The 17,516-nt window shown below is 53.9% G+C and carries 18 protein-coding genes; 4 read left to right on the forward strand and 14 right to left on the reverse strand.

What is annotated here, in order from left to right; genetic code table 11:
- Positions 1–22: 22 nt before the first annotated feature.
- Complete coding sequence (locus tag BOSE62_RS06945) at positions 23–865, reverse strand: class II aldolase/adducin family protein (RefSeq protein ID WP_159643620.1); 843 nt, start codon at positions 863–865, stop codon at positions 23–25.
- A 175-nt stretch (positions 866–1,040) separates the two neighbouring features.
- Complete coding sequence (locus BOSE62_RS06950; RefSeq protein ID WP_159643631.1) at positions 1,041–2,039, reverse strand: GGDEF domain-containing protein; 999 nt, start codon at positions 2,037–2,039, stop codon at positions 1,041–1,043.
- A gap of 525 nt (positions 2,040–2,564) precedes the next feature.
- Here BOSE62_RS06950 and BOSE62_RS06955 point away from each other — a divergent pair.
- Complete coding sequence (locus tag BOSE62_RS06955) at positions 2,565–3,011, forward strand: helix-turn-helix domain-containing protein (protein WP_159643633.1); 447 nt, start codon at positions 2,565–2,567, stop codon at positions 3,009–3,011.
- Positions 3,012–3,246: 235 nt separating this feature from the next.
- A complete protein-coding gene (locus tag BOSE62_RS06960; RefSeq protein WP_159643636.1) occupies positions 3,247–4,347 on the forward strand; it encodes a sigma-54 interaction domain-containing protein in 1,101 nt (366 codons plus the stop codon).
- Between the two features lie 10 nt (positions 4,348–4,357).
- On the opposite strand, the gene BOSE62_RS06965 is transcribed toward BOSE62_RS06960, so the two are convergent.
- The 4 genes from BOSE62_RS06965 to BOSE62_RS06980 form a co-directional block, all read right to left on the reverse strand.
- The gene (locus tag BOSE62_RS06965) at positions 4,358–4,780 is read right to left on the reverse strand and encodes a hypothetical protein (protein WP_236553889.1); all 423 of its coding nucleotides are present in this window, start codon (positions 4,778–4,780) and stop codon (positions 4,358–4,360) included.
- 768 nt (positions 4,781–5,548) lie between these two features.
- Positions 5,549–6,268, reverse strand: coding sequence for a sigma-70 family RNA polymerase sigma factor (locus BOSE62_RS06970; protein ID WP_159643640.1), 720 nt, complete (start codon positions 6,266–6,268; stop codon positions 5,549–5,551).
- An 18-nt stretch (positions 6,269–6,286) separates the two neighbouring features.
- Positions 6,287–7,600 carry an FHIPEP family type III secretion protein gene (locus tag BOSE62_RS06975; RefSeq protein WP_159643642.1) on the reverse strand — a complete coding sequence of 438 codons (1,314 nt, stop codon included), beginning with the start codon at positions 7,598–7,600 and terminating at the stop codon, positions 6,287–6,289.
- Positions 7,601–8,139: 539 nt separating this feature from the next.
- Positions 8,140–8,412 carry a flagellar biosynthesis anti-sigma factor FlgM gene (locus BOSE62_RS06980; protein ID WP_159643644.1) on the reverse strand — a complete coding sequence of 91 codons (273 nt, stop codon included), beginning with the start codon at positions 8,410–8,412 and terminating at the stop codon, positions 8,140–8,142.
- 800 nt (positions 8,413–9,212) lie between these two features.
- Here BOSE62_RS06980 and BOSE62_RS06985 point away from each other — a divergent pair.
- On the forward strand, positions 9,213–9,428 hold the full coding sequence (locus BOSE62_RS06985) for a hypothetical protein (protein WP_159643646.1): 216 nt from the start codon (positions 9,213–9,215) through the stop codon (positions 9,426–9,428).
- Between the two features lie 617 nt (positions 9,429–10,045).
- Here BOSE62_RS06985 and BOSE62_RS06990 read toward each other — a convergent pair.
- The 7 genes from BOSE62_RS06990 to BOSE62_RS07025 form a co-directional block, all read right to left on the reverse strand.
- Positions 10,046–10,417, reverse strand: a complete 372-nt coding sequence (locus BOSE62_RS06990; protein WP_159643648.1) for a hypothetical protein — start codon at positions 10,415–10,417, stop codon at positions 10,046–10,048.
- Positions 10,414–11,232 (reverse strand): JAB domain-containing protein, encoded by an 819-nt coding sequence (locus BOSE62_RS17360; protein ID WP_236553890.1) that lies wholly within the window; start codon positions 11,230–11,232, stop codon positions 10,414–10,416. The genes BOSE62_RS06990 and BOSE62_RS17360 overlap by 4 nt, the downstream gene beginning before the upstream one ends.
- Before the next feature lie 237 nt (positions 11,233–11,469).
- Entirely contained in the window at positions 11,470–11,808 is a 339-nt protein-coding gene (locus BOSE62_RS07005; protein WP_159643654.1) for a hypothetical protein, read from the reverse strand.
- Positions 11,809–11,871: 63 nt separating this feature from the next.
- Positions 11,872–12,387, reverse strand: a complete 516-nt coding sequence (locus BOSE62_RS07010) for a helix-turn-helix transcriptional regulator (RefSeq protein ID WP_159643656.1) — start codon at positions 12,385–12,387, stop codon at positions 11,872–11,874.
- 126 nt (positions 12,388–12,513) lie between these two features.
- Positions 12,514–12,801, reverse strand: coding sequence for a hypothetical protein (locus BOSE62_RS07015; RefSeq protein ID WP_159643658.1), 288 nt, complete (start codon positions 12,799–12,801; stop codon positions 12,514–12,516).
- A complete protein-coding gene (locus BOSE62_RS07020) occupies positions 12,801–15,020 on the reverse strand; it encodes a CHASE domain-containing protein (RefSeq protein ID WP_159643660.1) in 2,220 nt (739 codons plus the stop codon). The genes BOSE62_RS07015 and BOSE62_RS07020 overlap by 1 nt, the downstream gene beginning before the upstream one ends.
- A gap of 62 nt (positions 15,021–15,082) precedes the next feature.
- On the reverse strand, positions 15,083–15,472 hold the full coding sequence (locus BOSE62_RS07025) for a response regulator (protein ID WP_159643662.1): 390 nt from the start codon (positions 15,470–15,472) through the stop codon (positions 15,083–15,085).
- 455 nt (positions 15,473–15,927) lie between these two features.
- On the opposite strand from BOSE62_RS07025, the gene BOSE62_RS07030 reads away from it, so the two are divergent.
- On the forward strand, positions 15,928–16,674 hold the full coding sequence (locus BOSE62_RS07030; protein WP_159643664.1) for a response regulator: 747 nt from the start codon (positions 15,928–15,930) through the stop codon (positions 16,672–16,674).
- Between the two features lie 103 nt (positions 16,675–16,777).
- Here the strand turns inward: BOSE62_RS07030 and BOSE62_RS07035 are convergent, their stop codons facing one another.
- Positions 16,778–17,509: a 3'(2'),5'-bisphosphate nucleotidase CysQ gene (locus BOSE62_RS07035; RefSeq protein ID WP_328799765.1), complete on the reverse strand. Its 732-nt coding sequence runs from the start codon at positions 17,507–17,509 to the stop codon at positions 16,778–16,780.
- Positions 17,510–17,516: the final 7 nt, after the last annotated feature.

Consider the following 17,516-nt stretch of genomic DNA (forward strand, 5'->3'; position numbering starts at 1 on the left):
CGGAGGATCCGGGCGACGAGACCTAGTGGTCATGCCCCGGGTTGCTACGCTTCAGCTTGCGCATCAGGCCCGGCCAGATCAAATTGTCGCCCAGTCCTCTCTGGAACGCCGGAGAAGCCTGCTGGAACACGCGATGCCCCATGTCTTCGCTGTCCTCGTGCAGATGCTCTTCACCGCCAACCGATTGCGCCAATATCTGCGTCTTGCAGGCATTTTCGAGAATATACATGCGGAGAAAGGCGATCGCGCAATTCTCGCCAACGGTCAGGGTACCGTGGTTGCGCAGGATCAGCAGGTTTCTCTCGCCGAGATCGTTGATCAGCCGGTCCCGCTCGTCGAGATCGAGAGCAATGCCTTCATAGTCATGATAGGCCAGATCATCATGGACCTGCATGGCAAACTGGGTGTAGCGGCGGAGCCCCGCCTTCTGGACGGACACCGCAATACCATAAGGCGTATGCACATGGATAACGCATCCCGCATCCTCTCGGGCGCTGTGCACCGCGCTGTGAATGGTAAAGCCGGCGGGATTGATGAAATAGGGCGTATCCTGCTTGATATTGCCCTCGAGATCGATCTTGACCAGTGCAGATGCCGTCATTTCGTCAAACAGCACACCATAAGGATTGATCAGGAACCGCTCTTCACCATCCTCGTCGGGCAGGCGTGCGGAAATATGGGTGAATACAAGATCCGTCCAGGCGTGCATCGCACACAGCCGGTATGTCGCTGCGAGATCGCAGCGCAATTGCCACTCGACATCGGACACCTTGCCCTTGAGACTGGGTATATCATGCGGGTCGGGGATCGAAAATCCCGGTCCAACGCCCATCGCGGTTTCTTCTTTGGGGATCGCGGTTGCCATATTTGGTTCCTTTATCAGCCATTTCCTCTTCGGTTCAGACTGGCATGCCTGCCGGAAATTGGCAACCAAACTATCGCACGGTGCAGGGAGACAGGACAATCCTGGCCCGTTCGGGTACGGGGCGCAGCAGGCCTCGCAATGCAAGGCCTTCATCGCCCTGCCCAGCCTTCTCTTTTTAGCCGGCACCCCCTGCCATATTATACCGCCTGACCGGCGTTTCGTCCGTGTCGATCCGCCCCGTCCCTTTTGCAGCAAGCAGTTTCAGACTGGCCTGATCAAGCCAGTCATCCCAGGCCCCCATCGCTGGAGTAACCTCGCAAAAGGCCACATCGACATATGTCGCACGATCGGCCAGTTCCGCTTCCTTCCGCATTTTTTCCGACGCCTCGCGTGCCTGCGCTTCGACAGTATAGGTCAGGAGCACCGCGAACTGCGTCCCGCCCAGCCGGCCAATGTGGTCGGACCGGCGCAAACGCCGGACCAGAGGCCGGATGATGGATTTCAGCAGCGCATTGCCGGAAGGATGGCCGAAGCGCTTGCTGGCGGTTTTGTCCAGATCCACGTCAAAAATCACGATCGTGCTCTTCACGCCCTGACGTTCGTGCAGAGACATTGCCTTCTGCATTTCCAAACCGAAACCGCTACGCGACATCGCACCGGTGAGCCGGTCCTTTTCAGACTGCTGCCGTAATTCCAGTTCATGGATGACCAGCTCTGCAAGCTGCCTGATCCGCTCGACCTTGGCATCGTCATATCGGCGGGGAACAATATCAATCGCAAACAATGTCCCGATATTATAGCCGTCGGGCGTCATCAGCGGGACGCCGATATAGCTGCGCAGGAACGGGCTGCTGGTCACTACAGGATTTTCGCGGAAGCGTTCATCCTGCAAGGCATCCTGAATGATCGTAACCCCCTGCCGGGCGATGGCAAAATCGCAGAATGCTATATCTCTTGGTATTTCGTTCGCAGTCACGCCGGCTTTGGATTTAAACCACAGCCGGTCGCCATCCATGAATGCAATTCCCGCAAAAGGGGCATCAAGCGTCTGTTTCATCACCATAGTGATATGATCGAAACGCTCTTCTTCAGGCGTGTCGACGATGTCATAACGGTCCAGGGCAAACTGGCGCGCGGCTTCGGCCTCGAACAGCAAACGCTTCCCATTGCGCATGGATTTGCTCGATTTTGATATCATAAGATTAGAGACGGCCGATCCCGTCAAAAAATAAGAGCGGTTTCTCGATAATTCGGAGCGGGATCGGTTTTGTGGCAACGGCCCGACGACAATCCGGTTTCCGCCGACCGGACATACGGGAGGACGCAGCCGCATTTCCATCTATATCTCCTGACCCGACCGGATATATTCCTGTCTGTGACATCCAGCCCTGTCAGCGGCGGTACAAGCACCCGATTATCGGGAGATAACCAGTCCAAACACCAAAAATATAGAATATGTAAAATGGCGGGACCTGCGGGAACGGTCAAGTTGACAGCGTAGCCACTCCGTGGATAGACTGAAAAATCATGTTACCACTCTCGGCGATTTTGCTACGTTGAAAGAATATTCAAGTGCAGTGATAGGTGAGAAAAGAACCGATCAAATATTTTCTTTCTTGAGACAGTCAGGACCGGAGAACTCTAATATTGCAGCGTAATATCAATGGATAGTGTCGAAGCTGAATTGGCTGAGCTTCGCTTGACAATAGATCAGGCGAACCAGAAACTTGATAATCTGGACAAGAGGGTCTCGGAATTTCGTGATCTCCCCGGTCAGGGAAATAACGGCAAAGGCAAGGGTACGGGTGGTGTTAATCTGGTCGAACGTGCCGAACAATTTCTGCAATGGGGCCGATTGAAATCCGGCATGCTGGATACCGGAAACGGGCTTTTTACCGACTCCTGCTGGAATATGTGTCTCGACATATATATTTGCGGCCTCAAGGACCAGCCGGTGACCGTGTCGGCAATCGCGCATAGTTCCGGCATTCCGATGACAACCGCCATGCGCTATATCAATGTCATGGTTGAACAGGGACTGCTCCAGAAATCCTCCAATCCGGCCGATAATCGCATGGTATTCGTTGCCGTTTCCCAAGCGTGCCAAGCCAAGATCGAAAAGCTGCTGTATAGCGCTTCCTTCTGAACAATATAGCAACGCGCCGCTATGCTTCCGGTCCGGCGCAGTCCCGGATCTTTTGGCCTGGCACACTGCCCGATGACGAACAGCGTCCATGCCGCAAGGATCCATTAACCCTTATTTAAGGTTCCTTGTCCATTTCAGACCGTACCAGGTGACGGTTCGACGATTGCGGGATCTTCGAACCATCTTCCCCCCGAAATCTTCGGGGAGATATGCGTATTGTTATCTGGGTAGTTCAATGACCGATTCAAAAATTGAGACAATGCTTGCTGCGAAGCTGATCGGCGACAGTCCGAAGATGCAACAGTTGCGTTCGATCGTCAGCTTCGCCGGCCGCTGCAACAGCTCGATCATGATCACCGGACCTTCCGGCGCCGGCAAAGAAGTCGTTGCCGAAGCCATCCACGCTATTTCGGACCGGAAAAACGCATCCAATATTGCCGTCAATTGCGGTGCAATGCCCGAACAATTGATAGAATCGGAACTTTTTGGCCACGAAAAGGGCAGTTTTACTGGCGCTGTGAGCCGCCACGTCGGGCTGTTTGAACAGGCCAGCGGTGGCACTATCTTCCTTGACGAAATTGGCGACATGCCGATCGACATGCAGGTAAAACTGCTGCGCGTTCTGGAAACCCGGATCGTCAATCGGGTGGGCGGAAACCGCGACATTGCGGTCGATATCAGAGTGATCACCGCGACGCATAAAAATCTGTCGGACTCCATCAGGAGCAAGGCGTTTCGCGAAGATCTCTATTATCGTCTCTGTGTCGTGCCGATCGAGGTGCCGGCGCTCAACGAGCGTCTGGAAGATATTCCGGCGCTGGTAGACCATTTCCTGAAAAACCAGCCAGATAGCTGCCCTCTCCCCGTGTTCACGGCCGAAGCATTCGCACGGATGCAGCGATATGACTGGCCGGGCAATGTGCGCGAATTGCGCAATGCCGTCGAACGGGCCTGCGTTTTCTTCTCCGGCGAACAGGTGCTGGCAGAAGATGTGGCCAAGCTAATCCAGTCCAACATCGCGCCCTGTCTGGCCGAGCGCGCCATCCCGCAACCGCATCAGTCCGAAAATGCGGTTCAGGATTCATCCGCCGCTCTTCATGGCGAAGCGCCCGCCCCCCATGACGCTCCGCGCGAAACGATCGTCCGGGATCTCAATGTTCACCTGCAGCATGAAGAGCGCCGGATAATCATGGCAGCCCTGGACAGTTCACGCGGAGTCGTTTCGCAGGCCGCACGCTCGATAAATATCAAGAGAACCACGCTGATCGACAAGATGCGCAAGCATAATATCCAGCAAACTACTGATAAATCTGCTGTTTGTTCGATCTCAGCCTAACTGGCCTCGACTATGACCGGCTTGGTCCGGCGATCTCACCCCACGCTTTCTCGATCTCCAGAATCATTTCGCGCGCCGATTCCATCCGTTCGATATATGCTTCCAATTCTTCCAATCGAATGCGCTTTGCCGCCTCGCAGTAGATGATCCGCAAGGTCTGCGAAAGGTCGCCTGCCAGTTCGAATTTCAGCTCCTCATCGAGCGCATCCAACAAATTTCGAGCAATCGTTCGGTTGCGAATAACGGCCGATTTCTCACTGCGGCGGGCACTTTCCGTGATCAGGCCCAGAATCTCGCCCAGCTCCTCCAGCAGCCCTGCAGCCCGACAATAAGAGTCCGTCGCCGACGCACTGCCTGTCTTCGCGAAACCCCTGTTTCCTGCGGTGTGAGGATTGCGGCATGAAAACGTCATATTGATGGCTTTCCCGAACAATTTTCATAGTCGTCGAAAGGAAAAGTGCTGGTCCACAGTTGAATGTATTGGGCGTCAAATCGGAGAGTCCACCGGGGATAAGACAATAGCGCAACCGTCCCCCAACCGGCAAAGACCGTTTGCACGCTTTTACATCCTCGACTTTCTCAGAATTTATAACGGCGGATAAGGCGGCGGATTAAGTTAGTTTATCCAGGAAATCTGCCGTCACCATTCCGCAGGCGGCACCAAGCGAATTTTCGCCAGATATAGAGGAGATTTGCTCCGTTTCCGCTTCTTCCTGCCGAACGATGCGCGGGCCCCTCAAGCCGTAGCACGGGCCGGCGGCGGTATAAATTTGGGGAAAGCAAGATCAGACCGACTATGAGAGAGAAAAAATAACCACCAAACTCGCCTTCTGCCTTGCTTTTATCGGGGGATATTTGCCAGGCAGAAGACGAGTAGTGGTGGCGCGACGGAATAATGTCATCCATCGCCAGCAGATCGTCCGTTCGTTGCAATCCAGTGACCAGACCAGGCTTCAACGCGATATGACGATCGCCGTTTCTTCATATTGTCGACTGAACAACCGAACCGAAATCCGACGTTCAATATCATAATCAGCAAGAGGCGTGCCAGTTATGAATTTACCGATATTCGCCTATTACTGTCAAAACCGATGTCGGAAATCCATCACGTCTGTCGAAAAACCGACATTTCCCAAGGTCGGCTGTCGGGACTCCGACATGTTCGGGTCCGGAAAGCCGCAGAGGATCGATCGCGTGATGCTCACGCCGCGGTCATTGCGGCTTGCAACTTTTCCAATGCGCGCTTTTTGATCTGGCAGATGCGTACCGCGGATACATCAAGAATCGCTCCGATTTCATCAAGCTGCAGCTCCTCGACGAAATAGCAATTGAGCACCAATTGCTCCCGCTCGTTTAACTGCTTCAGTTTCGAAGACAATAAGGCGGCCATTTGCGACTTTTCCAGCTTTTCGTGCTGGTCCTCTTCCTCATCGACGAACCAGCTGCTTGAATCGCTGTAAATTTCGTCGAGCGACCCGACATGGACAGCAATCGCCCGGTCGGCATTTTTGCGGAAATCCCTTGCGTCCATTTTCAGCGCGCGCGCCAGCTCTGAATCGCTTGGTTCATGGCCCAGTTCCTGCAGCAATTGGGCCCGGCAGCGCCTGACTTTCTTCTGCCAGTCGACCGTTGTTCTGCGCAAATTGCAGGTTGATCTCAGGCTATCGATCATCGCCCCACGAACGCGGACATATAGATAAGTGCTAAAGCTATGTCCTTGATCCACATATTTTTTTGCCGCTTCCACCATGGCGACAAGACCAACCTGGATCAGGTCCTCAATCTCCATCTGGTCGGGTGCAAATGACTTGACCTGCCAGGCAATTTTCGTGACCAGAGAATGGTTTTCTGCAATCAGCCGGTTCTCGTCTATTTGCAAGGCCCCATAAGATTGCGACGTACGGCTTTCTGTTTTCAACATATCCTGTTCCCTTGGTCGTTAAAATTGATTTGCGCTGGTGGCAGCCATCGTCCGGCTGGATGGCGGAACGCCGATTTTGGCGAAGACCTCGACCGTTTTGCGCTCCGGCAACTCGGCGTCGGACAATATCGCTAGGTCCGGGAACCGCGGTCTCAACAACGCGCTGAGCGGCTTGCGCACCGTCGGTGAGCAGATCAGGGCAATATGGCGTACGCACCGAGGCAAGGCGTCAATGGCAACATGCACTCCATCGATGATTTGCCGCGCCAGGCGCGGGTCAAGGGGATAGCTTTCACCCTGACCGGCCTTGAGCGCCTTCACGAGCATGGCATCAAGCGAGGCATCCATCGTCATAACGGGCAGAGGAAGACAGGCCGGCACGAGGTTCCCGACAATCAGGTCGCCGATCTCCGCCCGGACCGCCTCTGCTATACGGGCGGCATCGCTGTGCGACTCGCATGCCCGCACCATCGCAAGGGATATTCGGCCAAAATCTTTGACCGGAATATTCTCAGCGAGAAGGGCGCGGCAAATCGTCGTAATCTTGTCCCGGGACAGCAATTCGCCGGCAAGTTTATCCGCCAGTTTCGGCGATGATTGTCCAACGAAATCAAGCAATTGCTGCACGTCATCTGCACCGAACAATTTTGCCGCATGGCGTTGCGCAATGTCGTGTAATTGGGTTGCTATGGCGGTGGGTGCATCCACCACCAGATAACCCTTGGCGAGGGCCAAGGTCCGCTGTCTCGCTGCTATCCAGACGGCATCCATTCCGAAGGTCGGATCTTTGCAGGCACGGCCTGCGATAGGTGTTTCCACGTCGCCGTCATCGACCGCCAAAATCTCGTCAGGCCAGGCTACGCCTTCACCCAGCACCAGTCCTCCGATCGATATCCGGTAGCTGTTCGGCTCGAGTGACAGATCAACTTTGACCGGAATATGGGACACCGCAAAACCGAATTCTCGACAAATCTGGTTCCGGGTTTCGGCCAACCGGCTCATCAGCGGCGCGCCTTTGCGATCTTCAACCAGCGGAAACAGGCCATATCCGATCTTGACCGCAAGCCCCGGTTTCTCAAGATCAGCGCCCTCGCGGATTGGCGCCGCATGCTTCGCCTCCCGCTGCTCAAACCGGGATTCTGCTGTGCTGACCGCACGAAACTGGTGACCAGTGAAGCCGAGGGCAAAGGCGATCGCCGACACAATCGCCACATGAAGCTGCGTCGGCGCCAAGATTACGATCAACAGCGAAATCGTCGCCGCCGGCAGAAAAGCTGCCCTTGCACAGGCCAGCTTCCCGGTCAGAACCGAAATATTTGCAAAAGAGGCCATTTACCGCTCCCGCCCGATGGGCAGCGCGGTGGCGGGTTCAGCCGATCGATCCGCCGCAACCGCCTTGTTCCGCCGACTCTGGCTTTTGCCCCTGCTCGAGGAGATGGTGTGGCGCACGGGAACGCGCCATCCGCTATTTGTTGTGGTCGATAAATAAAACATCTTTGCTCAAAATCTCCTGCAAAGGAGCAATGCAATGATCGTGCCAGTTATTGGCGCATCGAATTTTCAAAAATTAGAGCGCAAGACACTCGGCCGAAGGTGAATATTATGTGGAGAATGTTTCCCGGTTCGTTCGAGCATCTTTGCTATTGGCCATGATCGGGCAGTCGATTGGACTGGACTTGCCGGTCAATCTCCGGATCAGTCACCGGAACAAACTCGAACAAATATGTGTTGGGGCTGCATTCAGAGCGCCCTGCTTCCCAACCAATGCCGTCTTTACAGGCCCGCAGCCCCTTCAATGCAGCGGCTTTCATATCCAGCTGCTTTTCTCATTGGAAGGCAACTGACTGCCACGGGCATCAACGCAAAAATGGTTAGAATATGCCCGCACGCAGCAATTTGTCCGCGAGCCTGTCGGGATCAATATGATAGACATCGAACGCGATCTGCAGTTTTATCCGGGCCACTGTTCGGGCGCTCAGCGCCTGCTGTTCGCTCGACAAGCCTTCGTCACCCGCAGGCTTTGTTCGATCGTCCGCCGCTATCTGCGAGACCTTTCTATCCGCGCCTGCAGAGGGCAAGCGCCGGTTCAAGCCGGCACGCTCCAGTCGTCTGATCATGACCGAATAGCTATCATCTGATTCCATATCATTCCAACGTTGCTGTGCCGAACTAGCAGTTGCGCCGTGCGATATTGCGACGATCGGCGTGCCTGACTTGTTTCACAGACATTTACGGTGCGTTAGGATAAAATTAAGGTCTCGCGACAGAATTTTATCGAACAATATTGACTGCCGGCTTGACCATCCGGTCGCCCCTCATCCGGGCAGACAATATAGGGGGCGGTCATCCGATTGGATAGCTGCGTCCTATTGCGCGATTGAGTCAGGACCGCCCGTGATCATCAAGCCACAAAACCTTTTCCGCAGCGCGGCCGAGCCGGAACACAGCTTGGTTGCTTCAATGCCACCCGGTCGATTCTATTCCGTGAATGACCCGCTCCATCTTTGAATGACCATTATAGTTGATTTAGAATGAAACTATACTCTCCCCACTTTGGATCTAATTTCAAACTGTCTCACCAAATCGAGAGCGATACAGATTGATCTTTGGCAACCGGATCAGGATAGATAACGACAGGAAAGATTGAATACTTTCTTCCGAGGTTGATCAGCCCCCGCAGGCCCCAACTTTGGTGAACGTAGAACACCTGGAATGCGTTCTCTGTTTGGGTAGGATGAGTAATCATCCTACCCAATCGACCCTTAAACATGCCGCTGTCGCCTTCTGGCTTGTTCTGTTGATTGAACCCTATTTCAGCCTGCCAGGGTCATAATCGCCGCCATTATGCCGGGACGCAAAATTGTGGATCGGGAAGTTTGATCAGGGGACAATCTCTGCCCGAAGGTCCGGGGTGGGTTTCGCGGACTGATATCCGGCAGAACGTTTGAATTCGGCAGCTATCAAGCCCCTCATCCAAAAACAAGGCTCGGAAATTTATAAAAGGAATGGTGATGTGCTCAGCCTTGTTGAAAAACTTCAGGAAGTACTGAATTTTCTCGACGAGAACGATCTGTCCATCGCTGCCATAAAAGTCGAAGAGGCGATCGATGCATTGGAAGATATTGCATTGGAGAACCAAAAGCCCACAACATCAGACTGACCATCAGAACGCCTCGGTACTTCGATCATTGACTGAGGGATCAGGCAAGATCGCGGCTGATATTACTGGATCTCGTAAACCAGAAAAACGCATCGGGACAAGTTTCGCCCGAGTGCAGCATCGCATTGGCGTTCACTAACCTGAAAGAGCTCGGACTGTTTCAGCATATCGGACTCAATCGATCCATTCGCCCGGAGTTCGATGCGACGATGGATTACGACTTGTGCCTCAGCCATCGTTGCAGATGCCACGCGTGCCCTGTCATCGGCCTGCCCCCTGCCGTTCTGCCCATAAACGCCCACAACCATCGAGCAGCCGATTGCCAAGATCAACCGGAGCACCGGGGAGATTGTCTGCGTAACCGAATATCTCGCGATAGGGATCACCTCTTCAGCACCTGACGAAATGTCAGACCTTGAGATTGATAACGGTAAAAATGGCGCGGCCTTAACCCGCTATTGCAGACGTTGAAAATTACGGGGCCGGAACACAGGCGCTGTGAGGATCGCTTGCGCAATTAGACGGCGGTCCAATCCTGTAAATTGCGCGTTCGTCCATCGTTGTATGCTCCTGCCCGCACAGCCAACCGTGTGTTCATAGCCAAAAGATTTTCCACGCTAGTCAGGTGATTGCCGGTACCTTGCGCGCTTGAAATCCAGACATTGCTCGCACCAGGACATCGCCTCTTTGGTCAATTTGACGCAATCAACTTTCTGCATTTCACGGGAAGGACATCGCTCCAGATAGCCTTCGGCTTCCAGTATTGCAGCCAATCTGGCTATGACCGAAGCTGGCCGGCATATGCTGCCCTTCAGGTCAGAGAGGTCCACGCAACGGTTCGCAGCGGTTGCGACATAGGCTTCCAGCATGAGTTCCCAGGCCGGATCACCGAAGATTCTAGAATGCGCGAAATATAGATTTCGCTGCTGGTCTGCCCGAAGCTCGGTTGTGGCAAGAGTGACATAATCGGTTCCTCTTTGACCACTCATATTATCTTCAGCTTTCGAAAACTGGTCCAGCGATTGTTCGCAATGATGATATGATCAAGCAGACTTATATCCAGTTCCAAGCATAAGCTATGGATAGAAACGGTGAATTCAATATCCGAAGTGCTGGGGGAAAGGTTTCCGCCCGGATGATTGTGAACGAGGATGAGTCCGCTGGCATCTAGTTCCAGGGCTCGTTTCAAGATCGTCCGGGGCTGGATATAGACCCGGTGCGGAGACCCTTCGCCGAATTCCTGCTCGCACAGCAGATGGTGCGAACTATCCAGAAACAATATGCGCATCCGTTCTGTGCTCCGGGCGCCCATCCGGGCTTGAAGATATTTCACCAGATTCCGATCGGTGGCCGAAATGAGTTTTCTCGGCAGATCCTCGCGCAATCTGGCGAGCATGAATTCTTCGCTTGCCTTGAGCAGCTTCACCACAGTGCGCTTTTTACCGAGAACACGGTGCAATGCCGCTTCGGATTCCCCCAGCATCCGACCAATTGAACCAAATTCGACGAGCAATGCCCCGGAAAGCCTGGCAGCCTCGTCCGGCTCGACAATCCTGATCAGGTTCGCCAGGACCTGTCGATCCCGATGGCTTTCAGTCGCTTCTGATGACAAATCGTACCCACCATCAGCAGCACCAACAAAGGATAGGAAGAAGCTATTTGCATGATCATATAGGCTTTTGGATGAATCGTCACATCGAGCATCCTGGTGACGTGAGCCACCAGTGCGATTGTCTGAAGCGACGCTACACATAGCGGCCAGAACCGGTTTGCGCGCAATGCAACTGCGACCAGCGCGAGCCATCCGGCCAAATCAATGACCAGATGCCCCGGGTCCAGAGCGGAATATTCAAGCGGGGTGACGATATGCACGGCAGGATCCAGTAGCACCATCGCAATAACGATGCCGGCAACACAGCGCTCGGGCCCGCCTCCCCGATACAGTGCATACATGCAGACTGCGCCGAGGAACAAGAGAAAGACGAGAGTTCGCATGTTCCAGATGGACCATTCTCACGCATGACAGTCAACCACTGTTCGCTCACGCGGCGACGGAATGCAAATTGCCGGGGGTTCCGGAGGCTTGGACGGCCGGGCAGTTCTCGTGCACATCCATACCGGCATATTCCTGTCCAACTTTCTGCAATTCACCATGCACCCGCAGCACATCACTGCTGGCTTCGACGAGCGCCATCTGTGCCTTGGCCAACCTTCGCACGGCAACCTGTCCCGTTGCCGCAGGAACACCGGTGTCGACACGGGCCTGTACCAGCGTCACCATCAGACTGGACACCGAAATCAGTGCCTGATCTATAGAGGCCTCGGTGTGCGGCATATCTTGCTTGATGCGATCAGACGCGATTCTGATTGGATAAGACATAGTTGTTCCTTTCCGTAAATTACGGTTTTTTGCTGTTTCAAAAAGTGAGAGCCCGGCCGGCTGCTAGGCTGTCAACAGGCTGGAAAGGGACTGCGAAACGGACAAGGCGATCAGAACAATCGCCAAAATTCCTATAGTCAGAATGACCATGATGGCTATTCTCTGCGCGGTTCCCCAATTCCCTTCCGGCTCTTTCAAGATTTGCGGCCAGACATTCGGATCGTTTTCAGTATCTATCTCGTAAGGGATCGACACTTCTTCGAGCATGAATGAACCTGGCCGCTCGTCTTGAGATCCTTCTGGACCGGAAACGCCATCGAAGGGAACACCTGCCGGATCATATAGTATCCGGTCATAGGTGCCGGAGGCTCTGGCATATATCAAAGCGGCCTCGTCGCGGGTCGCTGCACCCAGCACCCGTCGCGCGCTCACCAGCCGTTGATCCACCGCGGGCTTGGAGATTTCGAGTATACGGGCAATTTCCTTGGAAGATTTACGCAGAACGACAAGGTGCAAACATTCTCGCTGCTTAGCCGTCAAATTGGCTACGCGCGCTGTTTCTGGCTCGATCTCGTCCAAGGTTAAATCCCGTTAATTCGGTTTCTTCATACTGAACAGCTCAATGTAACGCAACTGGCTCCAAGGGTATGGAAATCACCGATAACTGGCCCGGGGATCCATGATCAATATCGAGGCAATCAGTCGCTACTGCAGCTTAGCAAAATGCTGTCCCGGGTGGATCGACCATAGGATCAGGCTGGCCGAAGACCGCGCAAAGAGCAACGCAGTACTCGAGACCATGGCTGCAAAGGAAGGATGAGGGCGCATCAGTGCAGCAATACCAACGCCCCAACCCGGGAAAAGAACCGAGAGCACAGTGAACAGCGCCGGAAAAGAAACGCCAAGCTTCCCGGCCACGGCAAACGAACGGTTGCTGCCCCAGTGAGCATACGGTCCTTGCATGGCGACGAGCTCAAAAATGGGAAATATCATCAGGCCGCCCAGTCAAGCACCGCTTTACGCAGCGAGTCTATCGCCAGCGGTTTGGCAAGATGCGCCTGCATTCCAGCTTCCAGACAGCGTTCGATATCCTGCTCGAATGCATTCGCCGTCAGCGCAACAATGGGGAGCGTTTCAGCGCCGATACCCTGTTCGCGAACCATTCGAGTGGCCTTGATGCCGTCAACATAGGGCATCTGCAAATCCATCAGGGCAAGGTCATACTGATTTTCCGAATATTCTGCTTTTCTGATCATGGCCACCGCTTCCGCTCCGTCGACAGCCAGTTCATATTCATAACCAAGCCGGGTCAGCATTTCTCCGATCAACACCTGGTTAACGTCATGATCTTCGGCCACCAGAATTCGCAGCGCATCCGGACTGTTGTCGCATGACACTCCCGGCTGGGCAGGGAATTTGACAAGATTTCTGGGCGCGCCCTGTTCAAGCCGGTCCACGGGTATTTGCACCGTGAATTTGGAACCGCGAGCGACATAGCTTTCCAGGAGGATTTCCCCCCCCATAAGTTCGACCAGCTGCTTGCTGATCGTCAGCCCCAATCCGCTGCCGCCATGTTTTCTGGCGGTTGAATCATCTTCCTGAATGAACGGCTCAAAGATTGCCTCCTGCCGGTCGAATGCGATCCCTACCCCGGTGTCGGCCACAGCTATGGAGAGTTCCGGTCCATCGGATTCCCTGAACGATGCGGATATCGTAATGTAGCCGGTCTCGGTAAACTTGATGGCATTTGCCAGCAGATTCATCACTATTTGCCGCAGTCGAAAACCATCCACCTCAATCCACTGGGGAAGGTCCTTGTCTACCTCGATCAAGATCGTCAGGTTTTTCTCTTCTGCATTTGGGGAAAAAATCTTGACGCAACTGGTCAGCAAATGGCGGATATCGAATGGCTCGGGCGAAATTGTCATCGACCCGGAATCGACTTTCGAAATATCCAGAATATCATTGAGCAACGTCATCATCGCCGAACCGGAATCGGCTATCAGGCCGACATATTTCTTTTGTGTTTCATTCAGCGTGCCATCATCGAGCAACTGAGTGAAACCGATAACACCATTCATCGGGGTGCGGATTTCGTGACTCATATTCGCTAGAAATTTCGATTTTGCGCCGGTTGCAGCCTTGGCAGTTTCCAAAGCGCTGACAATTTCTCTTTCCTTGTCGACCAGTATCTGGGTTTTGTTTCTGACCTCTTGCCGAACATAGGCTTCCCGCCGGGCATAGAACATCACCAGCGTGGCGAAGGCCAACACCAATGCCAATCCGCCGATCAGGACAAATTTGGGCTCCTGCGTACCGACATTGGCCTCGAATTCTGGTGTGCTATCCCATGAAACGGTCCATTGCTGCCCCATCATCGGCAGTACTTTGGTGACAGAAAAGCGCGGTTGATGAGATTTTTCAACGCCGGATCTATTCTCGAAAATCAGCTCGGAGTCATTTGTCGATGTTCCATCATAGACCGTGATTTTGAAATTTGTGCCCTGACTTGCAGTCAGCCCTTTCATAAAACGTGATGCGATGAACGGAGCGTAGACCCAACCCCGGAAGGCAGCACGGCGTTGCGACACCGAATTTAATGGCCGACCGGATTCATAAATAGGCCGGAGCAGAAGAAAACCCGCGCTTTTTTCCTTGTCCTGTACCAGAAAAATGCGTTTCGTAATCGTAGCCTTGCCCGTATCTCTTGCCTGATAGGCAGCGGAACGACGATTGGTTTCGAAGCCGATGTCCAGACCTACCGCTTCCTTGTTGATAGATATCGGTTCGATATATGTAATCGGCAATATTTCGGACCATTGTGTCTGCGGATAGACTTCAATATCGGTGACGCCCCGCGCAGCGAGATCAGCAAGAAATACGTCTTCCTTGGAGCGCAATATTTGCTCGATATATCCGATTCCGTTGATGCCAGGCAGAGTTTCCTCGATTTTCAGGATATCAACGAACGTTTTCCAGTCGCCTATCTCAACCCGCTCCGAAGCGGCAAACAGAGCCGCACCGCTGTCCAACGCCTGCCGGTAAGACTCTATCCTGTGCGTAAGTGCCAGCTCGCTATCCTTGGACAGGGTTTCAAAAGCCGCCAGATTACGCTCGTATGTAGTTGTCTTGGTCAGGTTCCAGGCGAAAATTGTCACGGCCAGCAATATGACCGTGCCGAATAACAACGTTGCACCAGTCGTGATGTTCATCGGGAATATCTCGTTTTCCCCTAGCCTGCGGGCTATTCGCTTTAACGCCAGTTCCATCAAGCTTATCCAACCTGTTGCAGGGATGCCCGCGATCCCAGCAGCGACGATATCCGATCGGCCAGATCTTGCGGCAGAAATGGTTTCGCCATGTAATCGGCTGCGCCCCCGCGAAAAGCCTCGACCATCGCGTTTGTACCGGTCTGGCTGGTCAAAACCAGCACCGGGATTGCCGCCGTTCTAGCCTGGCGCTTCAAAACAGGCAGCACCTCCGGCCCCCTCAATCCGGGCATCCGATTGTCCAGAATAATCAGGTCAGGACGAGCACGAAGCGCCGCAGACAGGACGCTATATCCGTTGTCGACGACCACAACCTTGTGACCGCAAGACTCGAGCTTGTGATATACCAAGTCGCCCAGAAGCGCATCATCATCTGCAAACAGGATAGTTGCCAATTTCAATTCCTTTGGATCAAATTCCCCACACAACCCAGCGCGGAAAATCAAAACAGACGGATTCAGATCAAATCCGTCCCGGTCATGTCTCGATGTAGTTACGGAGCAAACGTTTCAGAATTAACCATTCTGCGCTCAACAAATGCATCGAGACCAGCAATAGCCCGCAGGATAGCTGGCATTATCAGCCTTGGAACTCCGGTAATTTCTTCTGGCAGGAACGGCTTTTGCAGCCAGAGCGGTGATATCAGGCAATCCTGACAAGCCGTCAGCTAACCGACAGGTCTATTGTCAAACATCCCGCGCGTTGGTCCTTAACCGCCGATCAAAATCGCCGTCTTTCATTTTGGCCCAAGCATAATCCCGATCAGCATCAGAGATGGATCGGCAAATCGCCTAGGAAGAAAGACGAACTCATGAAGCATGATCAGGATCAAATCAGGACAGGCGCAGACATGCCACTCCACAGCAAAGCCGCGACAGGCAGATCATCATCTGTCAACGCCCGCCTGCTGTTGGTTGAAGATCATGATGTGAACCAGATCCTTATTCAGGCCATGACCAGAAAATTGGGTTATGAGACAGAATTGGCTGCGGATGGAACCGAAGCCGTCGCGAAAGTCACGCGGTCGAAATCCGAAGATATCCCCTATGATCTCGTGCTGATGGATATCCAGATGCCGTTCATGGACGGATATGAAGCCACCCGAATAATCAGGGCGAGCGGAATATCGGCCGAGAATCTGCCTATAATTGCGGTTACCGCAAACGCATTCGGCGATGATATCCGGAGCTGCCTGGAGGCGGGAATGCAGTCCCATATTTCAAAACCGGTTGATATCTCCAATCTTCAAACCGTTCTTCAACAGTGGACCAAGCCTCGAAAGCCGCACCGAACAGAACGACCCGCGCCAGCATCAAGAAAGGATTTTGATGATGCCCTGTTCGAACGATATCAGACACGTAGGCGAGACGCGATCAGCAGTATCGTCAGCTTCGTACAGAAAGGCACTTTTTCCGACGGCGAATCGCTTCAAATCAGGGAAAAACTGCACAAGCTTGCCGGCACCGCCGCAATGTTCGGCGATCGGAAGCTGGGCAATCATGCAAGACTGATCGAAGACGGACTGCAGCAGTGGGAAATATCCGAACGGCCCCAAAAAATGCGCAGCGCACTGCAACAGTTGCTAGAAGCAGCGTAACATGAGTGCCGCCCGTCGCGCTGGTTCAGGCGACGCCGAGGGTGCTGGTCGAGACTGATGCGCCCGACGGCTTGGCCATCTACGATGGAAAGATGATTGCTGTTCAGTCGTTCAGAGCGCCAAAAACAGCATCCGTCCACTCTTTCCGGCAGATCAGAAGGTCCGGCATATAGGTATCCTTCTGATTATAGATAAGCGGTGAGCCGTCGATCCGGGAACAATGCAGGCCGTAAGCCGATGCGACCGCTACCGGCGCGCAACTATCCCACTCATATTGCCCGCCCGAATGGAGATAAATTTCCGCCTCCCCCTGCACCACGGCCATGGCCTTGGCGCCAGCCGACCCCATCGGCAGCAACTCGCCACCCAAACGATCGGCCACAGAGACCGCTTCTGCAGCCGGCCGGGTACGGCTGACCACGAGGCGCGGAGGGCCTTCATAACTGCTGAGCCCGACCACTTTATCACTCCGCAGAACGACGCCCCCGTCCTGCCCCGGCAAGGCAACAGCACCGGTCGAGGCAATGCCATCCACGGCAAGCGCAACGTGCACAGCCCAGTCCGAGCGCGCTTCTCCATATTCTCGGGTTCCGTCAACCGGATCGATAATCCAGACGCGCGATTTGTCGAGCCGTTCATCGGTATCCTTGCTTTCTTCTGAAAGAAGGCCGTCTTCGGGCCGCTGCTGACGCAGGGCATGGACCAGAAATTCGTTGGCGGTCTGGTCCCCGGCTTTGCCGAGGGACTTGCCTTCGAACATTCCGCTTTCGCGAACTTCAAGCAATATCCGTCCGGCAATATGCGCAAGATGGGCTGCGAGGTCAGCGTCGGTCATAGTTTTA

Source organism: Sphingorhabdus sp. 109 (assembly GCF_902506555.1).
GTDB lineage: Bacteria > Pseudomonadota > Alphaproteobacteria > Sphingomonadales > Sphingomonadaceae > Parasphingorhabdus.